Genomic DNA, 25,752 nt, shown 5'->3' on the forward strand with positions numbered 1-25,752 from the left:
GCGTTTGTGCTGCCGTGTTCGCTTATCTGGTGCGCGGGTTTCGAGCCTGGTGTCTTGGCGGTGCCGGTTGTGCGGTGCTGGCACGCTGCGACGATGCCGGACCAGTCGGCCCATCGGTGGTCGCCGATCGCAGCTGAGCCGCCCATGTCCGGCTCTTCGTCTTCATGACTTCGGCGCGCTTTTCATCTGCGCGTTCGGCGAGTTGCTCGTCCCCTTCTCGGGTCTCCCGGGTGGGTGTTTCCGGCTGCAGGTGCGGTCCGATCGTCATCTGGCGGTTGGTTCCTTGCAGGTTGGCCTGCCAGGCGGCCGAGCGCATACGACTGCGATCGGCGACGATCTGCGCTGCGTTGGGGGCGGGGTGGGGCAGGACTGCGGCGATGTGGATGATCGGCCGGGAGTCGGGGATCCGCCGGCCCGCAACCAGGCGGTAGGTCTGCGGCTGCACCGTACGGTAGATGATCTGGTGGGTGGGCTGCTGCGGGTTCTCTCCGACGTAGCGGGGGCGAAACCCTCGAAAATCGACGTCGCGGGGCGTCGACGCCGGGCGTGCGGCCGAGGTTGCGCGCCTGTCGGTGTCTCGTGGGCCGTTGACGGTCAGATCGGCCAGATTCCGGGCTACGGCGGTTTTGACGTTGACAGGAAGCGCCTGCAGGTCGTTTTGGACGCCGCGGGAGAGTCGCAGATCATAGGCGCGCTCGCTGGGCAGCCATCGGGCGAGCGCGCTTTCGAATGCCTCTGCCGAGCTCCTGGGAGAGGCGGCTGGGCGGGCCGGTGCAGCAGCGGCCTGGCCATCGCGGATGGCGGCCACCCGACTCGCCACCGGTACGACGTCGGCTCCTTCGACGGTCTTCCCGTTGATCGTCGTGGCCACCGAGTAGCGCAGACTTCTCTGGCCCTGCTGGTGGGGGGCGGCCTGGGTGCGGGTCTTGAGCGCCTGGACCCGCTCGGCGACCGCCGCGTCATCGACCTGGGCGGGTCCTTGGACGGTCAGTACCTGCATTGCGCGGTGCCTGGTCGGAGATCGGTCAGCGTTCAAGATCCGGTAGACCACGCGCCCCTCAGGGCGGCTCAGTCGTTGCGCCGCGGTGTCGGCCAGGGCGCTGTCCAGGCGTTCGGATATCGCCACCAGCTGGATCGCCGGCCGATCCTGCCCCCAGGGGGAGACAACATGCCGGTAGACCAGAGCCTGGTTGTCACCCAGCCGACGGGCCCGCAGGTCGTCCAGCTGAGTCCCCGCCACCTCGAACTCCGTATCACTCACCGCGGGTCCGTTGGTGGCCAGCTCCTGGATGGCCGTCAACGCCGACCGCTTGAGCTCGGCTGTCGGCAGCGCCCGCAGTTCGGCCTCGACACCGATGAGCGGCACAATGTCGTTACGCGCCTGCAGCGGCATCGACAGGCGCAGCCGCCGGGCGAATGCCGCGCGTTCCAGGTCAGCGGCTCCTTGCGACCGGACAGCGAACGGCGCTTCAAGCCAGCTTCCGCCGATCTTGCCGGGGTCACCGATGAGCGTGCCGCGCGCGCCGGGCAGGTCGTACACCATGCTGTGGATGCGCCACATCGCCTGCTGCCGGTCTGCTTCGGGCAGGGCGTTGAGATCGCCTAAGCTGCCCGGTTCCCAGACCAGATCGCTACGGGGAAGCGGCGGTGGCGACGGCGGGGGACGCACGTCCCGCACGGCCGAGGCGGGGTTTTGCAGGGGGCCGAAGTCTCGGGCGTTCTCGTCATAGGTGGCCGGGTCGGGCCGGTTGTAGACGTTGGGTGTCCCATCGGCCCAGGCTCGTTCTGGATTGTCGGTGCTGTCCCAGGCGCCGGCCGCTCGCCCGCTGTCGGTGGCCGGAGCACCCGCTGCCAGGCGGCGGGCCTGGGCGGAGAGTTGTCCTCGGGTGGGTGGGACGTTGGTGTCGGCGTCTTCAGCCACGGCTCACCCCGATCGTGCCGTCCGCGGCGAGCTCAAGGCCCAGAGAGTCGACGAGTTCCTGCGGCGACGGCTCAGGCTCGCCGGTGGCGGAGTGATCCAGCGCGCGCTGCAGGATCTCGAGGAGTTCGGCAGAAACGATGAAAGCTTCCGTATCGCCGGCACCGGTGATACGGATCGGGCGGGCGAAGATGCCGTCGGACGCGACAATGGCGACCGCATCGGCGAGCTCGCCAGAGGTGGGCAACGGCTGTTCGGCAGAGATCATGTGCCAGTTATAACGCGCTTTCCCGCTGGGCGGCAGGTGGTATTGAAAGCCCGCAAAGGGCGCCAGCTGGTGGGGCAAAGCATCGAGCACAAGGTCCACCTGCACCGACGTCCACGCTAGGGGCCGTCCGTTCCGGTCGATGGCCCCCAGGGACGTTAAGCCGTGAAAGTAATACCGTGCGCGCCATGGCAGGAGAGCTCGAGGTTTACAGGCGCGGTACATGTCCGAAATGCGCGCAGGAGGTGGTAGAAGAATGGCTGGTCATCCCCATTTTCCGGCCGCCGAGACGACCCGGCTGGGCTGAGCCGTTTGTGCTCGGGGCCACCTCCATGGACGTGGCCTCGACAGGGATTCGTCACGGCGAACTCGCGCCCAAGTATTGCGACCAAAGCCGTAGATCCTTAGCACTCTTGTTGCTTATTCCTGTCGGTCAGGTCCACACCTTGCGCGTACTCCGCTCCGAGATGCTTGTTCTGCGCCTCCAAGCCGGGCCCGTTGGATGGGCCCGGCTTACCGCTGGAAGATCGTTTACTCAATGGGCGGCGGGTAACGGCGGTGCAGGCGCTCGATCTCATCCAGGCCGAGGCCCAGGCGGTCAGCGCCGCCCAGGCCCGGCTCACTGCGGCTGTACGCGCGGCGCGTGAGGCCGGCAACTCCTGGGTCGACATCGGGGGAGCGGCCGGTATTAGCCGTCAGTCCGCCCACGAACGGTGGGCCCGATAGGGACAGTGGGAGAGCGCGTCGGGTCTGCCTCCCAGAACCCGCAGCTGGTGGCCTCTACCGCTGTCTCGCGCGCGGGCACGCGCGTAAGGGTGTCCCCGAAAGTTTCGAAATTGCTCCGCAGACGCAGTGCTGATAGTCGGAACCGGCCCGGTCGCAGGGCACCTCTTCCAAGTCAGCCAGGCGGGCGGGGCTGCTGCAGGAATCATGTGAGCAGGCGCTGGGCCTGAGGTTCGCCGTCCACCCGCGCTCGCCGGTGCCCGTACTGGACGCCGCAATGGCACCCTGGCGGCAAGGCACGGCCGGGGGCGCGGTGACCCTGCTGCGCAAGTGTGGTTAGCCGGCCCACACCAGGTCGTAGATCGTGATCAGCTCGGCGGCCTCATCGACGCGGAACCACATGATGCCGACGCCGTCACCGAACGTCGTCTGGCGCAGGTCGGTACGGGAGGGGTCGACCACATGCGCGTCCCAGGGCTCGCGGACCAGGTAGGCCGTTCGCGCCACCAGCGCGGTCAGCGCCTCATCAGGAAAGCCCTTCATCTTGGCCAGGGCCAAGCCGCCCAGCTCGACGCGATAGCTCACCGGCGCCGAGCCTGCGCCAGGCGCTCCTCCCAGTCGGGGATGGCCTCCTCGATGGGCACCCGCTGGCCCGATCCGTCGAGGATCTCGCGCAGCGCGGCCTCGTGACGGGGGTCGCTGTAGGCGATCGAGCTCAGCCACCACCGGTGCAGGACCTCGGTCAGCCGATGGTATTGACCCGGCTCTCGCGCAGCCTCCAGGGCCTCGCGGTATTGGTCCAGGAACAGCGGCCGGTACTCCTCTGGGAGGGCCTTCAGGATGGCCTGCGGGTCGTAGCGAGGATCGTGTACGGGCTGAGCGGTCATGGGGCGAGCGTACCTCGGGGAGCGGCTCGCCCTGAGGCCTTGGTTCGGTGTTCCCCCATCCTTCCCCAGACAGCGAAACGGCCGTCTCGCCCGGTGGGGAGAAACGGCCTTTGATGCGTGCGAGTGACGATCGGCGGCGCAGGCGGTGGCAGCCACACCTAACTTCGCCCATCTGATCTCATCGTTCCCGGCTCCGCCTTCTCGCAACGCGTCGGCGTACTCGTCAGGATCGACCTCGGCCAAGGTGAACTTGTCGGCCATCTTCCGTCTACCGCTTGTTGCGCTGGTGTCCGGGGGTAGATCCAGTCGACGGTGACGGTGCGGCACACCCCGGCCTCGAGCATCGCGCGGGAGCGGTGCTGGCCGTTGATCTCAATCGCTCACAGGAACGCGAGGTTCGCGACGCCGAACTGATGCAGGACATCCTCAGCCAGGCCGCGAGCGACGGCTCGGAGGGTATCGACGGCGGCCGCTGAAGGGATCTCGGTTGCCAGCGGCTGGAATCGGCGCACGGTCCGTGCTCCGTGGGGCGGCCGGTACTGTCCGGTCGAATGGCCTTGAATTAGGCGGTCGCTGATCGCTGTGAATGGCCAACCGGCGACGTCGTCGCGAACGAGATCGACTCGGGCGGCCAGGGCGTTCTGGGAGCCGAGATGTCGGGCGTACGTCTCGGCCAGTGCTATGAAGTCGGCGGCGAAAGATTCGACTACGGGTGTGGGCACGAAGTTGCTGCCCTCGACACGTGATCCGTACCACCCCTCCAGCGCCGCCGCGAGAACGACCGACCCGTCATGGTGCAACTCAACCCGCACGAAATCGCACCGGCGATCAGGGTCATCGGTGGGGTTGGTCTCGACGATCCAGCGGCGCAGGCCGACACGGGGGTTTAACGCCGCCTGGTCGAACTCGCGCACCAGCCAATACCGGTGGCTGCTCGTACTCGGGGCTATCTCTTTGGTCCGGGACAGCACCGACTCCAGGACCCGGGGTACCTCGGCGCGAGGCAGTGGGCCTGCCACGGTGGGCAGCGGTGTACGCGGAGCGGCAACACCAACGATCCAGGCGGCCCTTCCCAGGTCGAGTTGGTCGGAGGTCTCCGAGAGGAGCGTGCTGAGCCGGGTCCGTTCGTCAGCGCGAGCGGCGAATCGGTCAGAGTAGGCGCGTTCGAGGTCGCGTTCGCGCATCCATTCGGTTTCCGGGCCGTGGCGGTACGGGATACCGAGCTTTTCGCCTTGGCCGATGATGTGTGGTGCGTCGGGGCTGCGCGGCACCGAAAGGGCCAGCACGGTCTCCGAGCCGTCGTCACTGGCCAAAGGGATGGTGTCAAGGCCGACGACCCTGGGGTGGACCCGGTTGACAGCCAATTTCCGCAGGCGCCGCTGAGCACCTTCGGAGATGTCAACGCTGGCGATCGCCTTCGCCCGGCCTTTGCCGCGTTCTTCCTCAACACCGTAGACGAGCAAGCCACCGCGGGTGTTGGCCATGGCCGCGACGTCCTTGGCGAACTCGTGGAGGCTCTCTTCCTCCTTGGTAGGGAGGATGCCTTTCCAGTCAAGGTCCTCGGTCTCTGTAATCCTCTGGTCCACGGCGGCCTTGACCATGGCGAAGGTGAGTTCGCCTGGGGGCTCACCGAGTGCCGCATGAATCCCTGACCATAGAACCGGCATTTGTGCAGCGTATCGCCGCCTAAACACTCCTGGCTCACATAATTAGCATTGTGTGAAACGAATTCGGGGTGGCGGCGACGCCAGCCGACACCAGCCGACAGCCGCCCACACCGGCCGATGACGCAGCCGCCGCGCGGGAATCACCGCCACCCTGTCCGCTCGCTGCGCCGCTTCAGCCCAATGGCCAATCCGCTTCGTCGGGCGAGCCGAAGGACCGCCAGATACCCAGGCGCGAGGAGATCGCTGACGGCTGGCGGCCGGACTCGGCGGCGAGCTCGTCGAGGGTGGCACCTTCGGCGTGACGCCGGCGCAGGTGCTGCTCTTCCTCCTCGGTCCACCGCCGGTAGGCAGTGGGATGGTGTTCTCGGATGTCGGCAACCCGGTAGGCAGGGTCTTCGCCTGCGTGGCCGTACCAGATATCCATGCTGACCAGCTGGTCGGCGGGGTAGCGGCCGATCTCCTCGGTGCCGTTGCGCACGATGACCTGGCCCTCGTGGAAGGCGATGTTGTTGGCCTTGGCCCGCAGGACGCATCCCATGCGCCACCGGTCTTCGTCGTAGAACCGCACGATGTTGCTGGCGAACCGGATGCTGACCCACTGTTCCTTCTCCCGGCCGGGGAACCGGGCGGGACGCCTGTACTGCGACATGGCCGGATCGTAGGGCCGCGCCCAGGCCGCTCAAGGGGAAACGGCGTGAGACATCAGAACTCGCCCAGCAAGCGGTTCATCCGCAGGGTAGAGGTCGCCTCGATGAAGGCATCGAGAGTGTTCTGCATCCGTTCCAGGCGGTGAGTGGCGATGCTAAGTTCAGCGATCGCGTCGCCGTCCACCCTGCGTCCCAGGCGACTGTAGGCCTCGGTCAGCTCATCCAGCAGGCCACGCATCAAGGTGGCAGCCTCGTGGTCGGCGTGCTCCAGCCGGTCCAGTACTTCCAGCATCTTGGCGTCGTGCTCTTCGAGGCTCTCGGCGACCAGCTGTTTCAGACTCGCCGGCGTCACCTCTCGCAGCCGCTCGAGCGCCTGGCGCGGGTCCGCCTCCCGCTGGACCTTCCATCGGCGCAACCTTTCGGCGGTGTAGTGCCGCGGCTGTTCGTCGACCAGCTGGTGGTGCTCATCACACAGCAGGATCAGATTGGACTCGGCGCGGCGCTCGTCATCGGTCATAGCCGCGTCGTAGCGCGGGCCGCCCCGTGTAGCGGCGCTGATGTGGGCGATGTCGACCAGCACGAGCCACCGGCCGTCCCGATGTAGCAGGACCGGCTCAGGGCAGCCGGGCCAGTAGCACAGCCCACCGCTGTTGTAGAAGAGGGCGGCCCTGGTGCCTTGGCTGTAGGTACGGGGGTCGGGCACGTGAGGGCTCCTTCGTGGCGTTGGTTGGGGGGTAGTGCCTGGAGCTTGGATGGCGGACTCGCCGTCCCGGGCTGCACGGTAGGTCAGGGAGAGATCGAATCCCGCGCTGCTGTCGACTACGATTGCCCGAATCTCGCCCAGGGGCGCCACACCTCTTCCGGCAAGACCTGCAGCCACTTGCTTCGATAGTCCGATCGGATGGAAGCGGGCTGATCGGCCGGTGCGTCTTCCAACGGGCCGCCGAGGACCGCACCGTCCGGCATGAAGATCATCACATTGACCGCCCCCGTTGGCCATCTGGTGTATGCCTCGGCCAGGAGCGGGCGGGCATCGAACTCGAATGAGCCTGACGGCAGGGCTACCGGCTTGGCGAGTATCAGCACATCCCGAGTGATCTCTCGTTCGGGAAGCTGACCCAGCCCATGGTGGCCTTGAAGCCGGTTCACCAGGTAGCACAGATGGTCCCGCTCGCGGGTGATCAACTTCTCGCTGATCAGCGCGCTGTAGAACCCCTGGACGGCCCGGAAGAAGAAGTTGAGCTCCTGCACGGACATGACGGTGGGAGGGGCGGCCTGATTTCGGCTCGCAGTGGCTTCCAAGTCACCGCTGGGACGCACGATGAGTTCTCGATGCACCACCGAGTGCCGGAGATCCATCGCGTTGGCGTACAGGCGCATGTAGCGTTTCCACAACTCCGGGTTGTTACCGAAAGGCTTGGGACGAGCGGGACCGTTGCCGACGAGCGCCTGCCTGTGCTTGGAGGAGATGGGGAGCGGGTCACCGTTCTGTAGCGTGCCTACTATCGCGTCGACCACCAGGTCCAAGATCTTCCAAGCAGCGCCGAAGACCAGCGGCGTGATGTCCACACTCGTCGAGGCGCCTCCGATGGACCACGTCGCCCTGACGGGCGCGGCACCAACTACAGCGTGGATCCGCGGCGTCGTGCGTTCTAGCTCTCGGTAGTCGACGATCTGGACGCCGCTCGAAGGAGCGGCCGCAGGCGCGACAGCATCAAGCAGGTACCTTTCGAAGGCGCTTTCCAGCTCGAGCCGAGCGGCGGAGTAAGCCATGTCTGCCTCGCGCGTAGGTGGTGGGGTGCTTTGATGGACGGCTGTCATGTCCGAACGGTTGGCCAGGCCAGTGGACGGACGTCGGGATGATTGCTCCGGTGGCCAACTTGACGTCGGCCTCGCCAGCAGGTCGGCGACCAGACTTACGACGGCGAGTTGGTCGACGAGAACCTCACCTGCCGGACAAGATGCCGAAGCATCCCGCCGGCTTCGGCGCGCAGGGCCTGCGGCCGCCATCGCCGACAAGAGAGGCACGCCTCATGCCGAAAACGACCAGCGACCGCCCGCACGGCTACGACGCCGAGACCGACACCGTCCGAGTGCGCCGCCACGATCTGGCGCGGCTGCTGCTGACCTTCCGGGACCACGCAGCGGAGTTGCGAGAGGGCCTGACGAAGACGCTGATCGGTCCCCGGCTGGGCTGGGAGAAGGACGAGGGGTAGCCAGGCCCAGGGCGCCTTAAGGGCGCCCTGGGCCACGGCCGATCGCTCATCCGCCGTCGGGAGCGACTTGGCCCGCCGGGCCGTCGTAGGCGGGCCCGTTCTGCGAGGTGCCTGTTTGAGACGGACCCGACCATCGCGGGAACCAAGTCTCTGGGCGTTCGCCGCCAAGCACGAGCAGGATCCGCGCGTCGGCCTCGGCATGGAGCGCCTTCCCGAGCGGCATACGCCCCAGGATGCGCACCGTTTCACGCTTCCGCCCACCTGACTGTCTTGCCGGGGCTTAGCATCCTCCGCTATGGGAGCCACCGGGTGACAGTGGCCGCAGGCGAGGAGCGCTGCACGTCATGAAGATATTCATGTCGCACAACCACCGCGACAAGCCTCACGTGCGTGAGTTGGCCACGCAACTGGAACTGGCCGGCGCTGAAGTCTGGTTCGACGAGTGGCGGTTGGAACCGGGAGACTCGGTGGTAGGCAAGGTCAACGAGGCGCTGACTGTGGCCGAGAAGGTCGTGGTGGTCTGGTCGGCCAACGCAGCCGCGTCCAGGTGGGTGGCCACCGAGTGGGAGACCGCGCTGAATCGCCACCTCAAGAACGGTTCGGTCAAAGTCGTCCCGGTGCGCATCGACGACACTGAGCTACCGACCATGCTGGACGGGCTGCTGTGGCTAGGACTGGACGCCCGCGCAACCGGAGGGACCTCAGGCTCCACAGAGACCGTCGTCCGCTCCATCCTGGGCATGAGCTCGCGCGCTGCCTACGTCAAGGCGATCTCTAAGTCCCTTGAGTGGAGCGGCGTCACCTTTGCGACCACCCCGGATGGCATGGCCTACATGGGCTGCCCGAAGTGCGGGGCCGAGTCCGACGAACTGAGAATCACCCATGCCACCGACGACGAACGCGGTGACGAGTACTACGGAATCTGTTGTCAACGCTGTAGCTGGCCGGCCTGAACGCCTCGCCCGTGCTCTGAGGGAACATGCGCGCGGGCAGACATGTCTCAGAACGGCGGCTCGATCTCAAGATCAAAACCCATGGCTGGGTCGACATACGGATCCCGCGGCCGCATCTTGGTACGCAAAATGGGGGATGGCAGATCTGAGACATCATCGAATGCCGCGCTCCACAACCGCTTGAAGAGAGCCTGGTGGGTTGTCTCCTCGCCCTCGTCGGCATCCCAGTACAGCGCGTCTGGATCGACGCCGTCCAGGACGCAGAGCGGGGCGTAGACGGCATACGCCGTCTCGCAGCGTTGCGGGATGACCAGCCCTTTGAGCACGCGGCGGATGGTCTCCTGGCTGTGGCGCAGGCCTCTCAGTCCTCGCTCGGTGAGGCTGGGGTGAAAACACGTTTCAGGAAGTCCTCCCGGGTCTTCTCGTCAAGCTTTCCGTCGAGGGCCAGAGCGGTGGCCAGGGAACTCTCGGTCACATCTCGGGCGATCCTGAGCCGGCGTTCCGCCTCGCCGATGATCTCGCTGATGGTGTGGGCGGCGGTGGAGGGGTGGTGGCGGATCAGCCAGTCGATCATGCGGGCTACGTGGGGCACGATGCCGTAGAAGGCCGTGTCTTCATAGATGGGCTCCGGTTTTCCGGCGGCAGCTGCGCGCTCGCGGTCGCTTTCGTAAATGTCGCGATGAAGCTGCTGTCCGGTGGCGAACTCGTCCAGGACGGCGTGGCGGATAGTGCTGGCCAGGTCCTCAGCGGGAATGATCGCGTCGAGGTTGGCGGCGACGTCCCAGCCGAGTTCCTCGGCGATCTGTCCGACTGCGTGCTGGGTGCGCCAGCGCAGCGCCCAGCGTTTGCGCCGGTCGGGGTTCTCCCACAGGGCCGAGGTGAAGATACCGGTGAACCTGGTCCACAGTTCGGCCACGCCGATGGGCAGCGAGGCGGAACCTGCCTTGGCCGAGACGGCCTGGTCGAGGCTTTCGGGGGAGCGATGACGGCGTTCGACCCATTCCTCGGCCACCGGGCGGGCCCAGACGTTGCGGCCGCTGACGGTGGCCTGGGGCTGGGGCACGTCTCCTTCGCCGCGGGAGACGTAAGCGCGCAGGGTGGAAGGGGCGACGCCGGCGATCTGGGCCATCTGGGTGAGGCTGAGGAGTTGGTCGGCGGTGAGTTCGGGTGCGGAAAGCTTCACCACGCTGAGCGCGGCGGAGGGTGTCTGGCGGTGGGCAGCCCAGGTGGCGAGGTCGTCCAGCCAGCGGCCCTGGCAAGGGGTGTCGACGTCGACCTGGTCGATGTCGAGGATGCGCCCGGCGCCGGAATCGGCGTCGCCACCCTCCAGGAGGTCTGCGGCGGTCACGTTGGTCGCGGCAGGGACGCGACGGCGCATGTATTCCTCGCTGGCCCAGTCGAAGATCTGGGATGGGCGATACCAGGTGGTGCCGTCCCACCAGTAGCCGCCGGAGCGGAACAGTTGAGCGGTGTCCTGGTAGTCAGTGTGGGCGCTGGCGACGTCGGCGTCGCGGTAGAGGATGACGGACCGGCCGTGCTCGGGGTGCCAGCGGATCAGCCAGGCGAGATCTTTGCGGACAGGGTCGGTGGTGAAGGTGACCCAGCCGCCATCGCGGGTTCTGTCGTGGCGTCCCCAGGTGCCCGTGCCGTGGCGGCGGCCGATCGCCTCCACGGCGCGCGGGTCATCGATGGGGATATGCGCGTCGTCGACGAAGGGTAAGTCGGGGATGGGGTGGTCGGTTCTCAGCCCATTGGCGACGGGCTGGAGCTTGTGCTGTGGCATTACGACTCCCGCTGGACGTGTACGCTGTAGATAGTTACAGCGTAGTCGATGGATTACTACAGCGCTGATGGCTATATGACTACAGCGCTGTTACTCGGTACAGCGCAGGGCGCTGACGATCGCCACCGGGCTGATCGCGCTGGTGGCAGTGGACTACACCGCGCGCAACGCAGATACCGCCCAGCGTTCCTTTTGACCGTCGGCATCATGCTCAGCGGGACAGGCAGGGGTACCAGGAGGACTCGCCGTAGATGGAGCGGCTCCAGTTGTCGCGGTCCCAGCCGGTCACCGTCCGGCCGGTGAGCGCGGTGATGGCGGCGGCCGCCGCCTCCTGCGCGCCGGCCTGGTCCCGCGCCGAGATCGTGCCGAAGAACCCGAAACCGTCCACCTCGATCTCCCCATCGGCGCCCTCCTCCCGAACGTGACCCCAGCCCCAAAGTGGGTCGATCGGGCAGGTCGTCCCAGTCCAGCACTTCCGCGAACAGGACCTCACCATTAGAGGGCGGCTGGGGTCACGTTCGGGAAAAGGACGCCTTGACGCCACGGCCCCGCTTGGTGATCCGCCGGCCCGGTTCCAGTTCTTGGTGTCCACCACGAAGACGCCCGCCGGGCCGATGACCAGATGATCCACGTTCGCCTTACCGCGGGGCAGCGCGCGGTCATGCAGGACCAGGTGGCCGGCGCGCTCCAGGCGACGCAGCGCGCGAGCGGTCCGCCGTTCGCCGGCAGCACCCTTGCGCCAGCTGCGCACCGCCTCATGTCGGCGCCACCGCTGCACGGTGTCGGCAACCACCGCCACCACCGCGGCGACCAAGGCCGGCCCGCCAGTCGAGCAGAGGCGCCGGGTACGGCCAGCCTGCCACTCGGCGCGGTACCGGGCGTGAGCCGAGGCGCTGGCCCCTGACGAGGGAGACACGCCACGTGCGCGCGTCCTCACGGTATGACGGCCCACCGACAGCGCGAAGGCCGCTCGTGCCCCGTACGTCTCGCTTCGCGTGGCATGCGAGACGTACGGGGCGACTCACCTACTGCTAAGAGCACGGCGAGCGCTACTCGTCATCTCGTCCACCGCTCCCGATGAAGTGGGCGGCGCCGAACAGGAGCCCCATCGTCGCCGCGAAACTGCCGCCACCCCAAGCCGGAAGGTACTCCGGCGACTGCTTCAACAGCATCGCCAGGCCGACGGCGCAGATGGCGACGAACGCCGACACTAGCGTCATGATCGCGAGCCAAATGGCCCGCTGGTGGAACTTGCTCACGCATTTCTCCTGCTCAAAGACATGGATGGCAACCAGTGCCACCGGAGTCTGAGATTGCGTGAGCTAAGTACCTGTCATACTCTGGGAGGTCTGGTCAGCGGAGATCCACGACACGAGGTCGTAGGCGCCGCGGTAGCGCCTGTCACCCTGGTCCTCAAGGAGGGTAAGAGCTGGCCTACCGCGATCCTGTGCGGGGCCACCGCCTTCGTGGGGACCGCCACGTTCATGAACGAGGTGATCTCGTAGCTGGGTTTTCGTCAAGCACCGCGGTGGTCGTCGGCGCGTGAGGTGTCCCGGGCCTACTGGCCCCGTCGCGGGACTCGTCTTGCGCGTGCTCATCGGCAGCAGGCCACCGCCCGGGCCACCGCGGCCGCCGACCTCCCGCTGCTGCTCTACCGGTTCCGCACACCCCCACCGGCGGGGGGGGTGGCGTGCTGAGAGAGGAACGCCTGGGGGATGGGGGAGGTCATCGGATCATCCTCTTCGATGCCCGGCCTGTGCGGGCCGGTTCAGCGACCCACGGGGTCTGGCGGCGAGCGTCATGTCCTTGGCGGCGTGCTCATGGAGGATCTGCTCGCGCTCACACCGGCCGGGCGGTAGTTGACCCGGCACCACGGTGTCCCGAACGCCTTTAGGTGCAGGAGTCGTACAGCGGTTCGTCGTAGCGCTGGCGGAGGATCGCGAGGGTGACTTGCTTGCTGTTGACGGTCATCGCCTTGATCTCCACGGTAGTGGTGGTCTCGGCCCACTGGGGAGCGAGCAGAGGACCGCGGGTAGCCATGACTCTCCCTTCACGGTGGGGATGCTTTCACGGTGGGCCAGATCCCGGACCGGCGCCGGGGCTGAAGGGCGTGCTGCTGTCGCGCTGCTGGCAACCTTCCGCGTGGGCGGCATCCTCACCCGCCCAGGCCCGGGCAGCGCCTGGCCTCACTGCGACAGCGGAGCCAAGTCATCACAGGTAGGCCTCACCCTCATGTGATCCCGCATCGGCACCCCGTCCCGTGATCGCAGCGGGCCTCCTTCCACGGCCAGCACGGCACCGAGCCGGGAGACGCCCCGATCTTGCTAACAACCCCGATTTTCTCGCGAGAGAACACGGATTGGTCGACGATCCGCTCCCAATGCCGCACACAGACAGCTATGCCCTTATTCTATTTCGACGCAACATTGAGAATGCAATATGAACTCGACGACAAATGCATTCCAATAATCGCCCCCAATAATGCGTTGGCGGTCTTCATGGACTTCATTTCTCGCCGATTTATTGCTACTACTCGAACCATCTGCTCGCGGTCCGCGCAACCGGGGAGCTCATCGGTGAGTGTGTCCAGAGAAGGACATAGGGGCCTGCCATCCGAGTCCTGGGTAGCTGATCGCAAGCAGTCGCGGTGCTTCCACGACAATGTTGGCGCTTGTCTTGTTTCGTGTCGCTGCTCATGTTGTTCAGTTTCGTTTCAACTACAAAGCATTTCGTTTCGTCTTGCCTAGTTTCACTGCGAAGGCTTGTGCCATTCCAGAGCTGGCCGCAAAGTCAGTCCAGGAGGCAATCTTTGGTGGACAAGCCCCCGCCATGCTTGCGCTTGCCTCCCCCACCCTGACGCCGGCTCGAAGGGAGAAGCCGATGGATGATCCACCCTCACGGCAGCTCCTGCCTGCGGATTTGAGCGAGGCAACAACGCTGATCGTGGCTGCCGTCCTCGCTGTCGCAGCATCGATGATTGCGGCTTCAGGGCACACTGCTACCGCAATCCGCGTCTTGACTAGCTGGTTCGTTCGCGGCCGCCATCACGAGGCAGTCAACTGGCCTGAGACTCGCACAGTCTGGATGCCGTTGCCTAGCACCAGGTTCGCGCTGCTCAACGCCCTGTCTCCCCGGCCTGGCCGAGTGAACGGAGACACAGCCTGATGGAACGAGTCATGGCGTTGCCGCTGGGCGTTGCGGTCGGTGCATGGTCGACTAGCCGGTCCTTGCTAACATTGGCGGCCCGACTGGCCCCTACCGTTCCCTCGCCGCGCGCAGCGGCGCTGGCTGGCCTCCAGCCGCCTCTTTGGACGCCGACCCCGATCGCCTGCCGACAAGCGAGCGCGCCTGCACGGCTTGTGCTGCGGGGTCGCAGTAGCATTCCTGCATGCCATGAGCCTGCAGGATCCCTGTCAGGGCCAGGTTCTGCCCTGCGCAGCTCCGCGACAGGCGGGCCGCAGCTACCGCTCCGCGGGAGGCAACCGCGGATGCTTGCCCCCTGATCTGAGCAATTCCCAAAACCTGCACACTTCCGAAAGCACCGATCTGTTGGTCCAGGCGGGCATTCGGAGATAAAGAAGAGGCTCTCCGCTGGCACGGAGGGCCTCTTTGTTTTCTGGCCCAAATGCCCTCGATCCCTGCTCGCCTGAATCGACGGCCCAGCCTACGGATTAAACTAATTATTCGCGCCCATAAGGATTCGCGAGCCATTTCTTATTCTTTTGTTCTGCCGCTTTCCTCAACGCTATTCGCGAGGGACGGAAGGAAGGTTAGGTGACCCTTAGATTCAAAACCTGTTTAACCGGTTACATCTATCGATTCGGAAAGATCATCGGTCTGGTTGCCTCCGCCCGTCGGAAGATCATCCGGCCTGGAGGCTTGTCAAGGGCCGATCGTGGTGTAATTGTTTTACCAAGGGTTCCGTGACGGCCGACCGCGCATTCTGCGAAGGCCCGAGCAGAACCTCGCTCTGTATGTGGGCACTGTTGCTGCGATGCCAGTCAAAGCAATACAAAACGCCCACTCGCCGAGCTGACCCGCGTACACCCTGTGCGCGGGCCCCCGCCTGGACCACAGGTCAAGGAGGAGTGCGACGCGAGCGCGAGCACACGTGCTCCCCATGTATGCGCACGCGAGCGTCGCGCGCCTCCTCGGCCTTCGCAGAGAGGTACCTTCGGTGTCACACCCGATCAACGCCGGCAACGTCGCCGGCGCCCGCGCCCACCCCACTCACGGGCTGACCTTCGGCCTGGCGCTGCTGGCCCACGTGGGCTTCACCGGCTACCTGATGTTCCTGGGTCACCCGCTGTGGGAGTCGCTGGCCGGCTCCACCAGCGCCGTCCTGGTAGCCGCCTACGTCACCCGCGTGGTACTCACCGGCGTGCCGCATCTGGCCTTCACCGCGCGCTCCCTGGTGGCCCGCACGGTGCTGTCCTGGGTCAAGCAGGGAGTCGCCGAGCAGCTGCCGGCGACCCAGCCCAGCAAAGACCAGCAGCCGTCCTCCGTTCAGGGGGAGGTCATCGCGTGATCACCCTCTACACGACCTCACTCGCCAGGCACGAGCTGCGCGAGGCCTACGTCTACATCAAGGAGCAGCGGCAGATCCACGCCATCAAGGCCGTGCGCCACGGCGGCCCGTCCTGGGGGTTGAAAGAGGCCAAGGACCTGTGCAACGCCATGCGCGACGGGCACGCCAAAGGCATCTTCTTCGTCTCCCTTCAGACCTTCGACCAGGTCAACAACCTGGTGTCCACGCGGCCGCACGCCGCAGTCAAGGAGCTGGACGACGAGACTGCGGGCTTGATACCGACGCGCCATGCGAGCGCCATCGTGAAGCACTTGCTCGACTGGACGCCCGAAATCCCGGTCCAGGTCAAGCCATGGTCGACCGAGCAAGATATCGGCGGCGAGCACGTGCGCAGCACATCGACGCTCACGACGCAGCGCGTCACGCCGGGCACCCCCACGCCGGAGCGTGTGCGGCCGGCGCGGCCCAGACGGATTCCAGCCGAGCCGCCCACGGCCACGCGGCGCCTGGCCGACGAGCTGAAGTTGGCCTGGCGTCAGGCCGGGGAGCCGCCGCTGCGCAAGCTCCAGCGTGCCCTGATCAACAGGGGCGTCGACGGCGCCGTGTCCAGCGCGTCGATCTCCAAGGCCATGTCCGGGTCCACCGGACGTCCACCGTCGTGGACGTTGGTGGAGGAGCTGCTGTGGGAGTTCGACAAAAACGCCGATATCGACGGCTTCTGGCGGCCGCTGTGGGTGCAGGCCCGCGAGGAGATCGCGCCCCTGGGTCTGTCTTCCACCACCGGCACGACTGAGTCGAGCACGGTCGTCCCGGTCATCAATCTGGTGACCAAGCCCGAGGAGGAGAACAACACCGCCGCCTCGCGTAGCGACGCCCACGACCACGCCCCTAAGGCCGGAGACGGGGACCCAGCGGGCTTCGAATGCGAGGACTGCGGCGCCTGGGTCGTCAACGCCGACCGGCACTACGCCTGGCACTGGAGCATGGAAAAACAGCTCCGCCGCGCGATCATCCGAGGAGTTGAGAGCACCGGCAGCTAGCGGCAGCCCACCGACCGGCGCCCCGCCACCGACTTCGTGCACGCCGCGGAGCTCGGGGGCGGGGCGCCTTCTCAGCGGGGCTCGGTGCTGGCTCGGGGAGAAGGGCGGGCCGCAAAGTTGACGATGACCCCGAGCCCCACGATGCCTGCGAGGACCTGCCCACACGCTCCCGCAGTACGGCGAGCGGCGCGTTGACCCGGTCCGAAAACTCGTGTGCAGCTCCCGGTCAGTTAGGCTCACGAAGCTCGTCGGCACCACCACGACGAAGCTCGTCGGCACCACCACGACGAAGCTCGTCGGTCCGCGATGCGACCGCCCCGTGACAGGGTGCCGGGGCGCCGCCGTGTCAGGTGATCTCGAACCCAGCGAGCCCTTCCGGAAGGCCGTGTTGCACTGCGCGGACCATGGCCGCATGGAGCCACTCGGCGTTGCTGGCCGCGATGGTCAGCGGTCCGCCAGCCACCGTGTACTACTCCTACGCTCCGGTGTACTGGACCCGGATGGTGGCCTGGTTGCCTTCGCCCTCGGTGGCCACTGTCAGATCGCCGGTGATGACGCCGACCTCGTCGGTCATGACCCCGTCGAGGCCGGCTTCGACATCGGACTCTCGTCGCATCGTCACGGGTGCCAGGTGTCGAGCATCCCGTCGAGCGCGCTCTTCTCGGCCGCGGTGATGGTGGCCCGTAGTGGTGCTTCACGTCGGTCCATGCCCGGGCGTAGGTGCACCAGTAAGACCGCAGCGGGGGCTTCCACTGGGCGGGGTTCTAGTCGCCTCGGCGCTGATCTCGATCTCAGCGTGTGTCATGCGGAGCAACAGTAGCCCGATGGCAACCCGGCCAATTTCGGCTGCCGAAGGGGGCCACAGCGCGATCAGGAGTCACTTTGGGGCTGCGGACATTTCGGGCGGGCCTCCCGGCACAGGATGCGGACCGCGGGCCGTCGTCGTGGGACGTCCTGAAGGCTGGTCCGCCGCCCGGCGGAGGTCAGAGCCCGAGACGGCGGTACAGCCTCGCGATCGGCCCGGGCGCGGTGTCTGCGTGGTGTTCCTGCAGGTCTCTTCGGTCCCGTTCCCGGTTGTCGGCGATCTCGCGTGCAGTGAAGCGGCGGCACCACCGTACGGCGCCTTCTCTGATCCAGTAGTGAGAGCGGCAGGGCAGCCCCCAGTTGCCGATCGAGGGCGACAGGGAGACGTCCCTGCCGTTGTAGGTGAGGGTCCACTGTGCCGGGGACAGCGGCGTGACGATCTCGTGCCCGCACCCGCAGACGCACAGGTGCCCGCAGGTCGCGTAGGGGATCGATACGTAGAGCACTCTCGGCTCGAGCTCGGGCGGGAAGCTCTCAACGAATTCGGGGCGCAGGAACGCGGTGGCGGTCACGGGAGGTCCTCGTTGGCGATCTCGTTGGTGACCAGCGAGTAGGTGGCGAAGGTCTCGTCGGTCGCGTCGGCGTAGACGCCCAGGTAGCGCTTCCACCGGTCGACCGCCAGGAGCGCGTTGAGGGCGTTCAGGTCGGCGGTCTGGATGTTGCGGCCGTAGTCGTCGCGCTCGGGGGCCGGGGCCGGGATCCTGTGACGGGCCTGGGCGCGGCGTCCGGGCAGGCTGGTGGAGACCCGCAGGAGGCCGGTCAGCTTGCCATCGATCTCCTCAACGCCCAGCCCGACGTCGATGAAGGGCACGTCGTAGGCTTCCAGCCAGTCCATGATCGGCTGCTTGCTCAGCGCGTCGTCGGAGGCCAGGAACACGAAGGTCGCCCCGGACAGGACCTCGAGGGTGTCCTCGTCGAGGTAGTGCTCGTAGGCGGTGATGCCGCGGTGCATCTGGGAGTAGACCGAGGCGAAGTGGGCGGCCTTGTTCGGGCGTTCGCGCAGCACTTCCAGGGACGCCGCGCCGGGCGCCCGAAAGGCATTGTGGTTATCGAGGCAATCACCGTCGATGAGCAGGATCGAGTCGACCTCGGTTTTGGCGATCTGGTCCAGAATGTAGCTGCCGGTGCCGCCGAGCCCGATGATCGCGATGCGGTGGCCGCGGAAGCGGCGGTGGACGGCCGCGAGCCCGGCCCGCGAGGTGGCGGTGTCGCGGTAGGCGAACGGCGAGTCGGCCTCGACGTCCTGCCAGGCCGCGCCAGGGGTGGCGGTGACCGCCGGGTTGAGCGCTTGGGCCTGGTCGGCGATCATCCGGGCGTAGGCGGTGACCTTCGCGTACTGGTCGGAGTAGCCGGACGGCGCCGGCTTGGACGACAGCATGAAGTCGGCTTGGACACCGTCGGCGATCACGCGGACCTCGTCATTGACCATCGGGAGCCGGCGGCCGTGCTCGTCGCACGGCGCCGAGCCGCCGAACCAGATGCGGTGGTCGGTGTCGGAGACGACCTGGTCGCCGCTGACGGTGACCGGGTAGGCCAGGAACCCGTATTCCACGGTCCGCGCCCCGGTAACGTAGGGGATGTGCCGGACGATTAGGTGCCCCGCTTGCACCACGACGTCATAGCCGTCGTCGAGCAGGCGGGACAGATCCGCGTCACGAACGAGAAGTACGGACGACATCGAAGACCATTCCGTTCTTCACCTTCACGCTGTGGGCGGCGGTCAGGCTGCCCGACCCGTGCCCGTCGTGCCCGCGGCTGTAGCGGACGGTGTAGGTGTCCTGGTCGGTCTGCGGCTGGCCTGGGTAGGCGAGCTGGACGACCTCCTCGAAGGAGATCTCCTTGTCCCTCCAGCGGTGCGAGCGGGTGTTGACGATGATGGTGACGGGCGGGGGCCCGTGGACGTCTTGTGACATGTGCTTCTCCTGCGGCGCATAGAGGAACGGAACGCATCTGCGTCAGATGTTAGCCAATGCTCGAAATTTCGAGCACTGCTACTGTAGCAGGGGTGAGCGACATGTGGAGCATTGGGAGAAGTCAGGGGCAGCCGGGATGAGCGAGAGCCCTGGGGTCGACGTCAAGGCGCTGCACGCGGCCTTGGACGCCGCGCGCGTCAAGGACGGCTTGTCTTGGCGGCAGTTGGCCAAGGAGGTCGGCGTGTCCGCCTCGACGATCTCCCGCATGGCCAACGGGTTGAAGCCGGACGTCACGGCGTTCGCCGCGATGACGACCTGGTTGCGGATGCCGGCTGAGTCCTTCTACGTGAACCCGATGCAGCCGGGCGCCGAGGAGCCCGAGCTCGTCGCCTCGCTCGTCCCGCACCTGCGAGCTCGCCGGGACCTCTCAGAAAAAGATGTGGCGTATCTCGAAGAGGTCATCGGCGCCGCGGCCCGGCTCTTCCAGACAGAACGAGACGATCGGGAGGGCTGAATGCCCCGAGGCGGGTGGACGCAGGCGCGAATGCGCGAGGTTGTGCTCGAAGAGCGGGGGGAGCTCGGGCTGGGGGCGATTGATCCGTTCGATCCGTACGCGCTGGCCGACGCTCACGGAATTCTCGCCTTCAAGCTCGGGGACCTGCTCGCCGGCGGCATGAGCCAGAAAGCCTTCGGCCACTTCACCATGGACAACTCGGCCGCGTGGTCTGCGGCCCTGGTCCCTCTGGGAAGCGCACGTGTCATCGTCGAGAACGAGTCCCACGCCCGCGTCCGCCGTAGGTCCAACATCGCGCACGAGCTCGGCCACTTCCTGCTGGAGCACCCCTTCGACAACGTGATCCTCGGGGAGGACCACAAGCGCCAGTTCGACGAGAAACAGGAGAAGGAAGCCGACTTCATGGCCGGCGAACTCCTGATCCCGCTCGCCGCGACCTCGCGCATGGCCTTCGACGGCTGGGACAACGCGCGCGTCGCGGCGGCCTACGACGTCAGCCCGCAGTTCGCCCAGAAGCAGATGTACGGCCAGCGCGTGCGAGCACAACACGCCGAACGCAAATACAACTTCGGACGGTCGAACCTCAACAAGTCCACCGCCCGGTGACCGGTCCGGTTCTGCCCAAGCGCCGAGTGGACCGGCGCGGCTGGCGGACATCGAACACCGGGAGATTGTCGCCCGTGTCCCCTAGGGTGGCCCTTGGAGCGCACCGATGTCGGTGACCCGCACCAGCCCCAGTGGACCGAATCGGTTCGGGGTGGCCAGATGTCGCGGTTCCCCTTGAGGAGCTTGCGGCGGCCCGGTACGGCGATCTGTCCAAGGTGGTCGCAACGGCCCAGTGCCCTGCCATGGCGGGGAGGTGGTACGGCGGCGGCACCGGCCTCTGCACGACGGGAGGCGGACCCACTCCGCATCCTTGTCCTCCAGGGCGGGCAGCGGAAGTCTGCCGTCCCTGCGGCCGAAAGCAGAGGTGCGGTATGTCACCGCGTCGTCCCAACCGCCCGACCGGGCCCTTCCCCTACCTCGACGAGCCCGAGTACCGGGCCCAGTTCGTCCAGGCAGGCCTGGAAGACCCCCGGTGCACTCTCGACCAGAGCGCCCTGGAGCGCCTGGCCACCGACATCACCAACATCAAGCCCCTGATCGAATCCAGCGGCAGCAAGAACACCGGCATCGTGGTCAAGGGCTTCAAGCCCAACGCCGTCCGTGAGGTGACGACCGAGCACGGGACCCTCTACCAGCTGATCGCCAAGCAGTCTGGTCTGGCCAGCGCGATCAACCAGTTCAACATCCGCTTCGCCTACGACGTGGCCCAGGCCGTCGACGTGGCCACGCCGCGCGTCGTGGCGATCACGGCGCCGGACGGCCGCCAGCTCGCGGCGCTGGAGGTCGAGTTCGAGTCCGAGCAGGCGCTCATGGACCACCTGACCTTCGTCGAGGGCAGGCTGAACGCGGCCGAGAAGGCCCGCAAGTACGACCTGAAGGCCGACCTTCAGGTCTCCGGCCAGTCCGAGCGGGCCACCTACCACATCGTGCGCTACCGCGTCGGCGACCAGGTGTGGGACACCTCCGCCGCCACGGCAGGCTCCAACCGCACCCGGCACCGCCACGACCTGTACGGCCTCCACCCCGCGGTCGGACTGCTCGGCCTGCCTCAGCAGATCTTCGGCGGGCCCGAGGACCAGCGCTGGCGGGACCCGGCTGACTGGCGGGACCGGTACACCGTGAAGCTCAACGAGTTCTTCGGCGTCGATCCCGAGAGCATCGAGATCCCGGCCGACGATCCGAACAAGGCCGCGGAGGCGATGCAGAATCGCCGGTTCGCGGAGGCCGCCAACGCCGCGAGCCAGGTCGCGATCACCGACGCCGCATTCGTGATCGGATATGTCCCGGCCGACGAGAACCGGCCGGACTTCGACGCAGCGCTGGCCTCGACCAACCTGCGCACCCACCTGCGGGGCCCGCTGGACTTCACCGGCGCCAACCAGGCCATGGCGTCCGGCCGCAAGCTGGCCGACGCCGCGTATGCCGCCGACGCGATCACGGACCTGGAACACGCGGTCCTGTCCGGCGCGACGCCTGCCGCATGTCTTCACGCCGAGCCGCGTGAGGCCGTGGTGGCGCTGGTCCGGTTGGTCGACCGGGTGGCCTTCCCCGACAACATCCCCGACCTGCGCAGGACGACCAAGGTGCTCGTGGAGCCGTCGCCGGCCCACCTGACCGCCAAGCATGCGCTGGCCAGGGCCGAGATCCGCAGCGCCCTGCTCACCGCTGCGGTCGGCGGAGTCGATCTCCCGGCGGCCGCGATGGACACCCCCCATCCGCGGATGGTCCGGCAGGGCATTCCCACCACCGGCCTGTCGGCCGCCGACCTGATCGCCGCCGCGATGTCCGCCGAGCCCAGCCCGATCCGCGACGAGGCTCGTGCCGAGTTGGCGCATGCCGCGGTTCCGGGTCTGGTCAACGGCAAGGTGCTCCTCGGTCCCTACGGGTCCACCGGCGACCGGCGCACGCCGTTGACCAAGCTCGCTGCAGCCCGCATCACCGGCGACGGGATCAGGATGTTCGTCGAGGCCATCGACACGTTCGCCGAGGTGCTCCAGGTACGCGCTGGCCGCCCGGCCGCGCCGCGGCCGGGCGCATCTGAAGGCCGTCTGCGCCGCGTGCTGGACGGGGAGGTGGTGACCACCGAGACGAAGGCGGCCGACTCGGAGTGGTTCACCAGCCATTGGCCGTTGGAGACCAGCGGGCCCGGCGGCGGGCTGGGCATACCGTCCCAGCTGTCGCCCAGCGAGCAGTGGACCACCAAGCTCCAGAACACGGTCGGCCTGATCGAGAGCGCGAAGCGGGCCGCGAACGCTGTCGCCGCGCATTTCACGGCCATGGTGCCCCTCGTCGGGGAGGGCCGGGAGATGACGGCCGAGGATCGGGAAGGCTGGCAGGACGAGCTCGAGGATCTGCAGGACATCGTGAAGGACGCCGGCCGAGGGCTGAAGCTGCTGCGGTATCGGCCGACCGACACCGACGCCACGGTCGGCGACATCGACGACTTTCCCTTCACGCAGGACACCAAATGAGCGGCATCGTGCCGTCGGCTCACGCCCTGTACTCCGACGCTTCGGCGCCGGGGCCGGTCCTGCAGCGGCATCACGTCCCGCTCCTGACGCACGCCTTGGGCTGCTACAGCAGCGGCGAGCCGTTCTGGTCCCGGGTCGACAGCGTTCAGGCCTATTCTCCCGGCCTGTACCTCGCCCTCGACGCCAAGCACCGCATCCTGTGGCTCGGCAAGGCGTGTGGCGCCCAGGGCGTGACCGGACGGATCAGGATGCATTTGGCCGAGCCGTGGAAGCGCAAGGCCTTCCACTGGATCTGGGTTGCCCCCGCCTACGACCAGATACCCGGTCCCGCTCTGAAAGCCGCCGAAGGCTGGGCCGCTGAGGCGTTGGATCTGCGGACCCAGATGCCGCACCGCACCTGGCCGTCCTCAGCGGGGTGGCTGCCGCTCGTCGGCCGTCAGCAGGTGGCCTGACCCTCGTGTTCTGGCTGACCTCCTCACCGGGCGGCCGGACCTACGCAGCAAAGTTCCGGGCGCGTGGTGCGGACCTCGGTGATCCGGCGGCGGAGACGAGGATGCGGTCCGCCCTTGCCGTGGTAGACGACCCGAACGCCTTCAAGAACTCCTTCAGCAACCTCAGTGGTTCAACAGCCCCCGAACCGTTTGTTGAGACCCTGCCCTCGACGTCGCCGACCTCGGCCAGCGCAACCGCCGCGCCAAGGTGCGGCGTAAAGGCGGCGCGGTCGACGTCATCGTCTGGCAAACGCCCACTGCCCGGCTGCTGCCCCGCCTGCTGGACGGGCGCCGCGCCGGCCCGGTGTTCCTCACCGACCGGCGTGCCCGGGTCGCGTTGCCGCCTTCCGACGTCGATCCCGGCTCCGGCCGGGCCCGGCTGTCTTACCGCCGCGCCGCCGAGCTGTTCGAGCAGGCCACCGCTGAGCTGCCCGGTGGGCCATGTACGCTGCACCAGCTGAGCCACAGTGCGCTCACCCACGCCGCAGAAGACGGCGCCAACACCTCGACCCTGCTTGCCTACTCCGGGCACACCTCGGTCGCCTCGCTGGCCCGCTACGCCCGGGTCTCTCCCGAGGCGCTGGCCCGCTGGCAGGCCGGACATGATCCGGCCGCCCGCCGCCGCTGAACCCGGAAAAGTCCTCCTGCACAGGACAACACCGACCGGTTTTGGCCCGGTCCCCGGCATCTTGGTGAAGGTTAGGCGGTCATGGACGCGGCGGGCAGACCGAAGACCTCGTCGAAAGGGTGCGCAAGGCGAGTGCTGACCAGGTAGTAGGAGCCGCCGGGCGGTTGGTGACCGATGGCGGCGTAGTGCGTGATCTCGGTGGGGGTGAGGACGCCCAGGTCGCCGAAGACGTAGAAGAGGGGGACGGGAGTGTTCATGCCGAGAAACTGCATCCCGGCGGTGAGGCAGGCCCGAGACACCGCGTAGCGGTCGGTGTGGGTGCTGGGAAGGCGGGTCTTGGCGTCGATCGTGACGAGACTGGTGCCGCGGGCGGCGATCAGGTCGGGGAAGCGGCGTAATGAGGATTCGGTGCGACTGAGAGCCTTCTGGATGGTCGGGGGGAAGGTGCCTTGGCCACAGCGATGAGTTGTCCAGCCGCGGCGCTCCAGTTCGCGGATGACACGTTGTTCATGCAGGTCACCTGCCTGGTGACGGGTGTGCCAGTCGGCCACGAGGGCGTCCTTTCGACTCTGCGCGAACTTCCGTAGTACGATGTTGTGTTCTTTGGTACTACTGCGATGTCTGCTACCGTACCCGGCATGGCGGCATACGTTAACCCACACTTTCGTCCCACGCTTTGGCCGGGGATCATGGTTCCTCCTCCACTTCTGCGGCCCTTTCCCGACGTCCGGGTAGAAGGCGGGGAATGGGTAACCTGGCCCATCGGCCCGAAAACAGAGGAACCCGTGCCGCTGCCGGTCGACTTCTACATGCGCGAGTTCCTGGAGCTGCGCATAGACGACCTGGAGGCCGTCGCCGAGCTGATGAGGGCCTATGGGCCGCTGTTCGACATGGATGGTGGCGAGCTCGACCTGTCTAGCTGTGATGAGGAGTTCATCGAGCAGGTCGCGGCGATCCCCAAGTACCACCAGGTCACAGGGAGCATGCGCCGGGAAGGTTTCCACCGGGATCTGATCCGGCTGCACGTGGAGATGGGCCAGGAGGCCGTACGAACCTGGCTGGCCCTGCAGCGCGAGGGCGGCATCGAGGAACTCATCGCTCCTGACCTGACCGGCGACAGGCTCGCTCAATGGCAAGAATTGCTGGAAACGACGTCGCTGGAGGAGACGCGAGAGGTTCTGATCTCAGATGTGATCGGTTCTTTCGAGGACGTCGTGGAAGGGGCTCTCAGCAAGTTCAGTATTGGCCTCAGCGGTCTTTCGCGACGTCGCCCCACGATCTACTCGGTGTCCTTCCTCCAGCTCTACAACCACCTGGTCGAAAACGCCCACGTCCGCACCTGCGCCAACGAAAGCTGCCCGCGCCCCTTCGTCCGGCAACGCGGCCGTGCTGAATACGGCCAGCACCGTACCGAAGGCGTCCTGTACTGCTCCCGCGAGTGCGCCCGCGCCCAGGCTCAGCGAGAGCTACGCCGCCGGCGCAAAGCCGAACGCACCACACCGTAAGAAGCCCTCGGCAAGCTCCCCTCACAGGTGCGGGCCTGAGCCAGATAGGCCTCCGGGGAGGATCGGACCGGAATTTGGCGCTAGAAAGTCGATCTTGACGACGATTCGGTGACGACGACTGTTTCCCCTGGTC

Annotated in this window: 28 protein-coding genes and 1 pseudogene; 11 read left to right on the forward strand and 18 right to left on the reverse strand. The window is 66.9% G+C overall.

Translation table 11 applies throughout. From position 1 onward, the window contains the following. Window positions 1-22: 22 nt before the first annotated feature. Window positions 23-1,921 carry a hypothetical protein gene (locus ABD810_RS30390; protein WP_344948217.1) on the reverse strand — a complete coding sequence of 633 codons (1,899 nt, stop codon included), beginning with the start codon at window positions 1,919-1,921 and terminating at the stop codon, window positions 23-25. Next, complete coding sequence (locus ABD810_RS30395; RefSeq protein ID WP_344948220.1) at window positions 1,914-2,291, reverse strand: hypothetical protein; 378 nt, start codon at window positions 2,289-2,291, stop codon at window positions 1,914-1,916. Before ABD810_RS30395 ends, ABD810_RS30390 begins: the two co-directional genes overlap by 8 nt. A gap of 450 nt (window positions 2,292-2,741) precedes the next feature. On the opposite strand from ABD810_RS30395, the gene ABD810_RS30400 reads away from it, so the two are divergent. Further along, a complete protein-coding gene (locus tag ABD810_RS30400; RefSeq protein WP_344948223.1) occupies window positions 2,742-2,909 on the forward strand; it encodes a hypothetical protein in 168 nt (55 codons plus the stop codon). 333 nt (window positions 2,910-3,242) lie between these two features. Here the strand turns inward: ABD810_RS30400 and ABD810_RS30405 are convergent, their stop codons facing one another. The 6 genes from ABD810_RS30405 to ABD810_RS30430 all read right to left on the reverse strand — a co-directional run bounded on the left by ABD810_RS30405 (window position 3,243) and on the right by ABD810_RS30430 (window position 7,880). Beyond that, window positions 3,243-3,491 carry a hypothetical protein gene (locus ABD810_RS30405; RefSeq protein ID WP_344948225.1) on the reverse strand — a complete coding sequence of 83 codons (249 nt, stop codon included), beginning with the start codon at window positions 3,489-3,491 and terminating at the stop codon, window positions 3,243-3,245. After that, a complete protein-coding gene (locus ABD810_RS30410) occupies window positions 3,488-3,793 on the reverse strand; it encodes a DUF6247 family protein (RefSeq protein WP_344948227.1) in 306 nt (101 codons plus the stop codon). The genes ABD810_RS30405 and ABD810_RS30410 overlap by 4 nt, the downstream gene beginning before the upstream one ends. 380 nt (window positions 3,794-4,173) lie before the next feature. Continuing rightward, complete coding sequence (locus ABD810_RS30415) at window positions 4,174-5,460, reverse strand: AlbA family DNA-binding domain-containing protein (RefSeq protein WP_344948230.1); 1,287 nt, start codon at window positions 5,458-5,460, stop codon at window positions 4,174-4,176. 172 nt (window positions 5,461-5,632) lie between these two features. Further along, a complete protein-coding gene (locus ABD810_RS30420) occupies window positions 5,633-6,109 on the reverse strand; it encodes a hypothetical protein (RefSeq protein ID WP_344948233.1) in 477 nt (158 codons plus the stop codon). A 53-nt stretch (window positions 6,110-6,162) separates the two neighbouring features. Then, the gene (locus ABD810_RS30425; RefSeq protein ID WP_344948235.1) at window positions 6,163-6,810 is read right to left on the reverse strand and encodes a hypothetical protein; all 648 of its coding nucleotides are present in this window, start codon (window positions 6,808-6,810) and stop codon (window positions 6,163-6,165) included. Window positions 6,811-6,926: 116 nt separating this feature from the next. Beyond that, the gene (locus tag ABD810_RS30430; RefSeq protein ID WP_344948238.1) at window positions 6,927-7,880 is read right to left on the reverse strand and encodes a hypothetical protein; all 954 of its coding nucleotides are present in this window, start codon (window positions 7,878-7,880) and stop codon (window positions 6,927-6,929) included. A 260-nt stretch (window positions 7,881-8,140) separates the two neighbouring features. Between ABD810_RS30430 and ABD810_RS30435 the strand changes: the two genes are divergently transcribed. Together ABD810_RS30435 and ABD810_RS30440 are read left to right on the forward strand one after the other, a co-directional pair. Then, window positions 8,141-8,323 (forward strand): hypothetical protein, encoded by a 183-nt coding sequence (locus ABD810_RS30435; protein WP_344948240.1) that lies wholly within the window; start codon window positions 8,141-8,143, stop codon window positions 8,321-8,323. A 344-nt stretch (window positions 8,324-8,667) separates the two neighbouring features. Next, window positions 8,668-9,276, forward strand: coding sequence for a toll/interleukin-1 receptor domain-containing protein (locus tag ABD810_RS30440; RefSeq protein ID WP_344948243.1), 609 nt, complete (start codon window positions 8,668-8,670; stop codon window positions 9,274-9,276). Window positions 9,277-9,323: 47 nt separating this feature from the next. Here the strand turns inward: ABD810_RS30440 and ABD810_RS30445 are convergent, their stop codons facing one another. From ABD810_RS30445 to ABD810_RS30465, 5 genes are all read right to left on the reverse strand, one after another. Then, on the reverse strand, window positions 9,324-9,602 hold the full coding sequence (locus ABD810_RS30445; RefSeq protein WP_344948246.1) for a hypothetical protein: 279 nt from the start codon (window positions 9,600-9,602) through the stop codon (window positions 9,324-9,326). A 35-nt stretch (window positions 9,603-9,637) separates the two neighbouring features. Further along, on the reverse strand, window positions 9,638-11,059 hold the full coding sequence (locus tag ABD810_RS30450) for a helix-turn-helix transcriptional regulator (protein WP_344948249.1): 1,422 nt from the start codon (window positions 11,057-11,059) through the stop codon (window positions 9,638-9,640). Window positions 11,060-11,270: 211 nt separating this feature from the next. After that, entirely contained in the window at window positions 11,271-11,852 is a 582-nt protein-coding gene (locus ABD810_RS30455) for a nuclease-related domain-containing protein (RefSeq protein ID WP_344948251.1), read from the reverse strand. 256 nt (window positions 11,853-12,108) lie between these two features. Beyond that, a complete protein-coding gene (locus ABD810_RS30460; protein WP_344948254.1) occupies window positions 12,109-12,318 on the reverse strand; it encodes a hypothetical protein in 210 nt (69 codons plus the stop codon). Window positions 12,319-12,949: 631 nt separating this feature from the next. Then, a complete protein-coding gene (locus ABD810_RS30465; protein WP_344948256.1) occupies window positions 12,950-13,099 on the reverse strand; it encodes a hypothetical protein in 150 nt (49 codons plus the stop codon). A gap of 2,137 nt (window positions 13,100-15,236) precedes the next feature. Here ABD810_RS30465 and ABD810_RS30470 point away from each other — a divergent pair. Both ABD810_RS30470 and ABD810_RS30475 read left to right on the forward strand, forming a co-directional pair. After that, the gene (locus ABD810_RS30470; protein WP_344948258.1) at window positions 15,237-15,587 is read left to right on the forward strand and encodes a hypothetical protein; all 351 of its coding nucleotides are present in this window, start codon (window positions 15,237-15,239) and stop codon (window positions 15,585-15,587) included. Next, window positions 15,584-16,627 (forward strand): hypothetical protein, encoded by a 1,044-nt coding sequence (locus tag ABD810_RS30475; protein ID WP_344948262.1) that lies wholly within the window; start codon window positions 15,584-15,586, stop codon window positions 16,625-16,627. The genes ABD810_RS30470 and ABD810_RS30475 overlap by 4 nt, the downstream gene beginning before the upstream one ends. A gap of 475 nt (window positions 16,628-17,102) precedes the next feature. Here the strand turns inward: ABD810_RS30475 and ABD810_RS30480 are convergent, their stop codons facing one another. The 4 genes from ABD810_RS30480 to ABD810_RS30495 all read right to left on the reverse strand — a co-directional run bounded on the left by ABD810_RS30480 (window position 17,103) and on the right by ABD810_RS30495 (window position 19,404). Beyond that, window positions 17,103-17,249, reverse strand: a complete 147-nt coding sequence (locus tag ABD810_RS30480) for a hypothetical protein (protein WP_344948265.1) — start codon at window positions 17,247-17,249, stop codon at window positions 17,103-17,105. 361 nt (window positions 17,250-17,610) lie between these two features. Continuing rightward, window positions 17,611-18,003 (reverse strand): ubiquitination-like system serine protease family protein, encoded by a 393-nt coding sequence (locus ABD810_RS30485; RefSeq protein ID WP_344948269.1) that lies wholly within the window; start codon window positions 18,001-18,003, stop codon window positions 17,611-17,613. Beyond that, entirely contained in the window at window positions 18,000-19,169 is a 1,170-nt protein-coding gene (locus ABD810_RS30490; protein WP_344948272.1) for a ThiF family adenylyltransferase, read from the reverse strand. The genes ABD810_RS30485 and ABD810_RS30490 overlap by 4 nt, the downstream gene beginning before the upstream one ends. After that, a complete protein-coding gene (locus ABD810_RS30495; RefSeq protein WP_344948274.1) occupies window positions 19,144-19,404 on the reverse strand; it encodes a multiubiquitin domain-containing protein in 261 nt (86 codons plus the stop codon). Before ABD810_RS30495 ends, ABD810_RS30490 begins: the two co-directional genes overlap by 26 nt. 136 nt (window positions 19,405-19,540) lie before the next feature. Between ABD810_RS30495 and ABD810_RS30500 the strand changes: the two genes are divergently transcribed. The 5 genes and pseudogenes from ABD810_RS30500 to ABD810_RS30520 form a co-directional block, all read left to right on the forward strand. Beyond that, window positions 19,541-19,918, forward strand: coding sequence for a helix-turn-helix domain-containing protein (locus tag ABD810_RS30500; RefSeq protein WP_344948277.1), 378 nt, complete (start codon window positions 19,541-19,543; stop codon window positions 19,916-19,918). A 30-nt stretch (window positions 19,919-19,948) separates the two neighbouring features. Continuing rightward, entirely contained in the window at window positions 19,949-20,524 is a 576-nt protein-coding gene (locus ABD810_RS30505) for an ImmA/IrrE family metallo-endopeptidase (protein ID WP_344948279.1), read from the forward strand. 371 nt (window positions 20,525-20,895) lie between these two features. Beyond that, window positions 20,896-22,995 carry a hypothetical protein gene (locus ABD810_RS30510; RefSeq protein WP_344948282.1) on the forward strand — a complete coding sequence of 700 codons (2,100 nt, stop codon included), beginning with the start codon at window positions 20,896-20,898 and terminating at the stop codon, window positions 22,993-22,995. Beyond that, window positions 22,992-23,447, forward strand: coding sequence for a hypothetical protein (locus ABD810_RS30515; protein WP_344948287.1), 456 nt, complete (start codon window positions 22,992-22,994; stop codon window positions 23,445-23,447). The genes ABD810_RS30510 and ABD810_RS30515 overlap by 4 nt, the downstream gene beginning before the upstream one ends. A gap of 217 nt (window positions 23,448-23,664) precedes the next feature. After that, window positions 23,665-24,114 (forward strand): annotated as a pseudogene (locus ABD810_RS30520) (tyrosine-type recombinase/integrase); the annotation flags it as partial. 71 nt (window positions 24,115-24,185) lie between these two features. Here ABD810_RS30520 and ABD810_RS30525 read toward each other — a convergent pair. Further along, window positions 24,186-24,665, reverse strand: a complete 480-nt coding sequence (locus tag ABD810_RS30525; RefSeq protein WP_344948291.1) for a hypothetical protein — start codon at window positions 24,663-24,665, stop codon at window positions 24,186-24,188. A 234-nt stretch (window positions 24,666-24,899) separates the two neighbouring features. On the opposite strand from ABD810_RS30525, the gene ABD810_RS30530 reads away from it, so the two are divergent. Beyond that, window positions 24,900-25,619 carry a hypothetical protein gene (locus ABD810_RS30530; protein ID WP_344948294.1) on the forward strand — a complete coding sequence of 240 codons (720 nt, stop codon included), beginning with the start codon at window positions 24,900-24,902 and terminating at the stop codon, window positions 25,617-25,619. Window positions 25,620-25,752 lie beyond the last annotated feature (133 nt).

Origin of the sequence: Sphaerisporangium flaviroseum (assembly GCF_039537005.1) — a bacterium.
GTDB lineage: Bacteria > Actinomycetota > Actinomycetes > Streptosporangiales > Streptosporangiaceae > Sphaerisporangium > Sphaerisporangium flaviroseum.

What these genes read in the sequence shown, in the direction of transcription:
- ABD810_RS30410 (WP_344948227.1), bottom strand. Translation starts at nt 3,793, where the DNA reads ATGACCGCTCAGCCCGTACACGATCCTCGCTACGACCCGCAGGCCATC.
- ABD810_RS30415 (WP_344948230.1), bottom strand. Translation starts at nt 5,460, where the DNA reads ATGCCGGTTCTATGGTCAGGGATTCATGCGGCACTCGGTGAGCCCCCA.
- ABD810_RS30420 (WP_344948233.1), bottom strand. Translation starts at nt 6,109, where the DNA reads ATGTCGCAGTACAGGCGTCCCGCCCGGTTCCCCGGCCGGGAGAAGGAA.
- ABD810_RS30430 (WP_344948238.1), bottom strand. Translation starts at nt 7,880, where the DNA reads ATGGCTTACTCCGCCGCTCGGCTCGAGCTGGAAAGCGCCTTCGAAAGG.
- ABD810_RS30435 (WP_344948240.1), top strand. Translation starts at nt 8,141, where the DNA reads ATGCCGAAAACGACCAGCGACCGCCCGCACGGCTACGACGCCGAGACC.
- ABD810_RS30440 (WP_344948243.1), top strand. Translation starts at nt 8,668, where the DNA reads ATGAAGATATTCATGTCGCACAACCACCGCGACAAGCCTCACGTGCGT.
- ABD810_RS30450 (WP_344948249.1), bottom strand. Translation starts at nt 11,059, where the DNA reads ATGCCACAGCACAAGCTCCAGCCCGTCGCCAATGGGCTGAGAACCGAC.
- ABD810_RS30465 (WP_344948256.1), bottom strand. Translation starts at nt 13,099, where the DNA reads ATGGCTACCCGCGGTCCTCTGCTCGCTCCCCAGTGGGCCGAGACCACC.
- ABD810_RS30490 (WP_344948272.1), bottom strand. Translation starts at nt 19,169, where the DNA reads ATGTCGTCCGTACTTCTCGTTCGTGACGCGGATCTGTCCCGCCTGCTC.
- ABD810_RS30495 (WP_344948274.1), bottom strand. Translation starts at nt 19,404, where the DNA reads ATGTCACAAGACGTCCACGGGCCCCCGCCCGTCACCATCATCGTCAAC.
- ABD810_RS30500 (WP_344948277.1), top strand. Translation starts at nt 19,541, where the DNA reads ATGAGCGAGAGCCCTGGGGTCGACGTCAAGGCGCTGCACGCGGCCTTG.
- ABD810_RS30505 (WP_344948279.1), top strand. Translation starts at nt 19,949, where the DNA reads ATGCGCGAGGTTGTGCTCGAAGAGCGGGGGGAGCTCGGGCTGGGGGCG.
- ABD810_RS30510 (WP_344948282.1), top strand. Translation starts at nt 20,896, where the DNA reads ATGTCACCGCGTCGTCCCAACCGCCCGACCGGGCCCTTCCCCTACCTC.
- ABD810_RS30515 (WP_344948287.1), top strand. Translation starts at nt 22,992, where the DNA reads ATGAGCGGCATCGTGCCGTCGGCTCACGCCCTGTACTCCGACGCTTCG.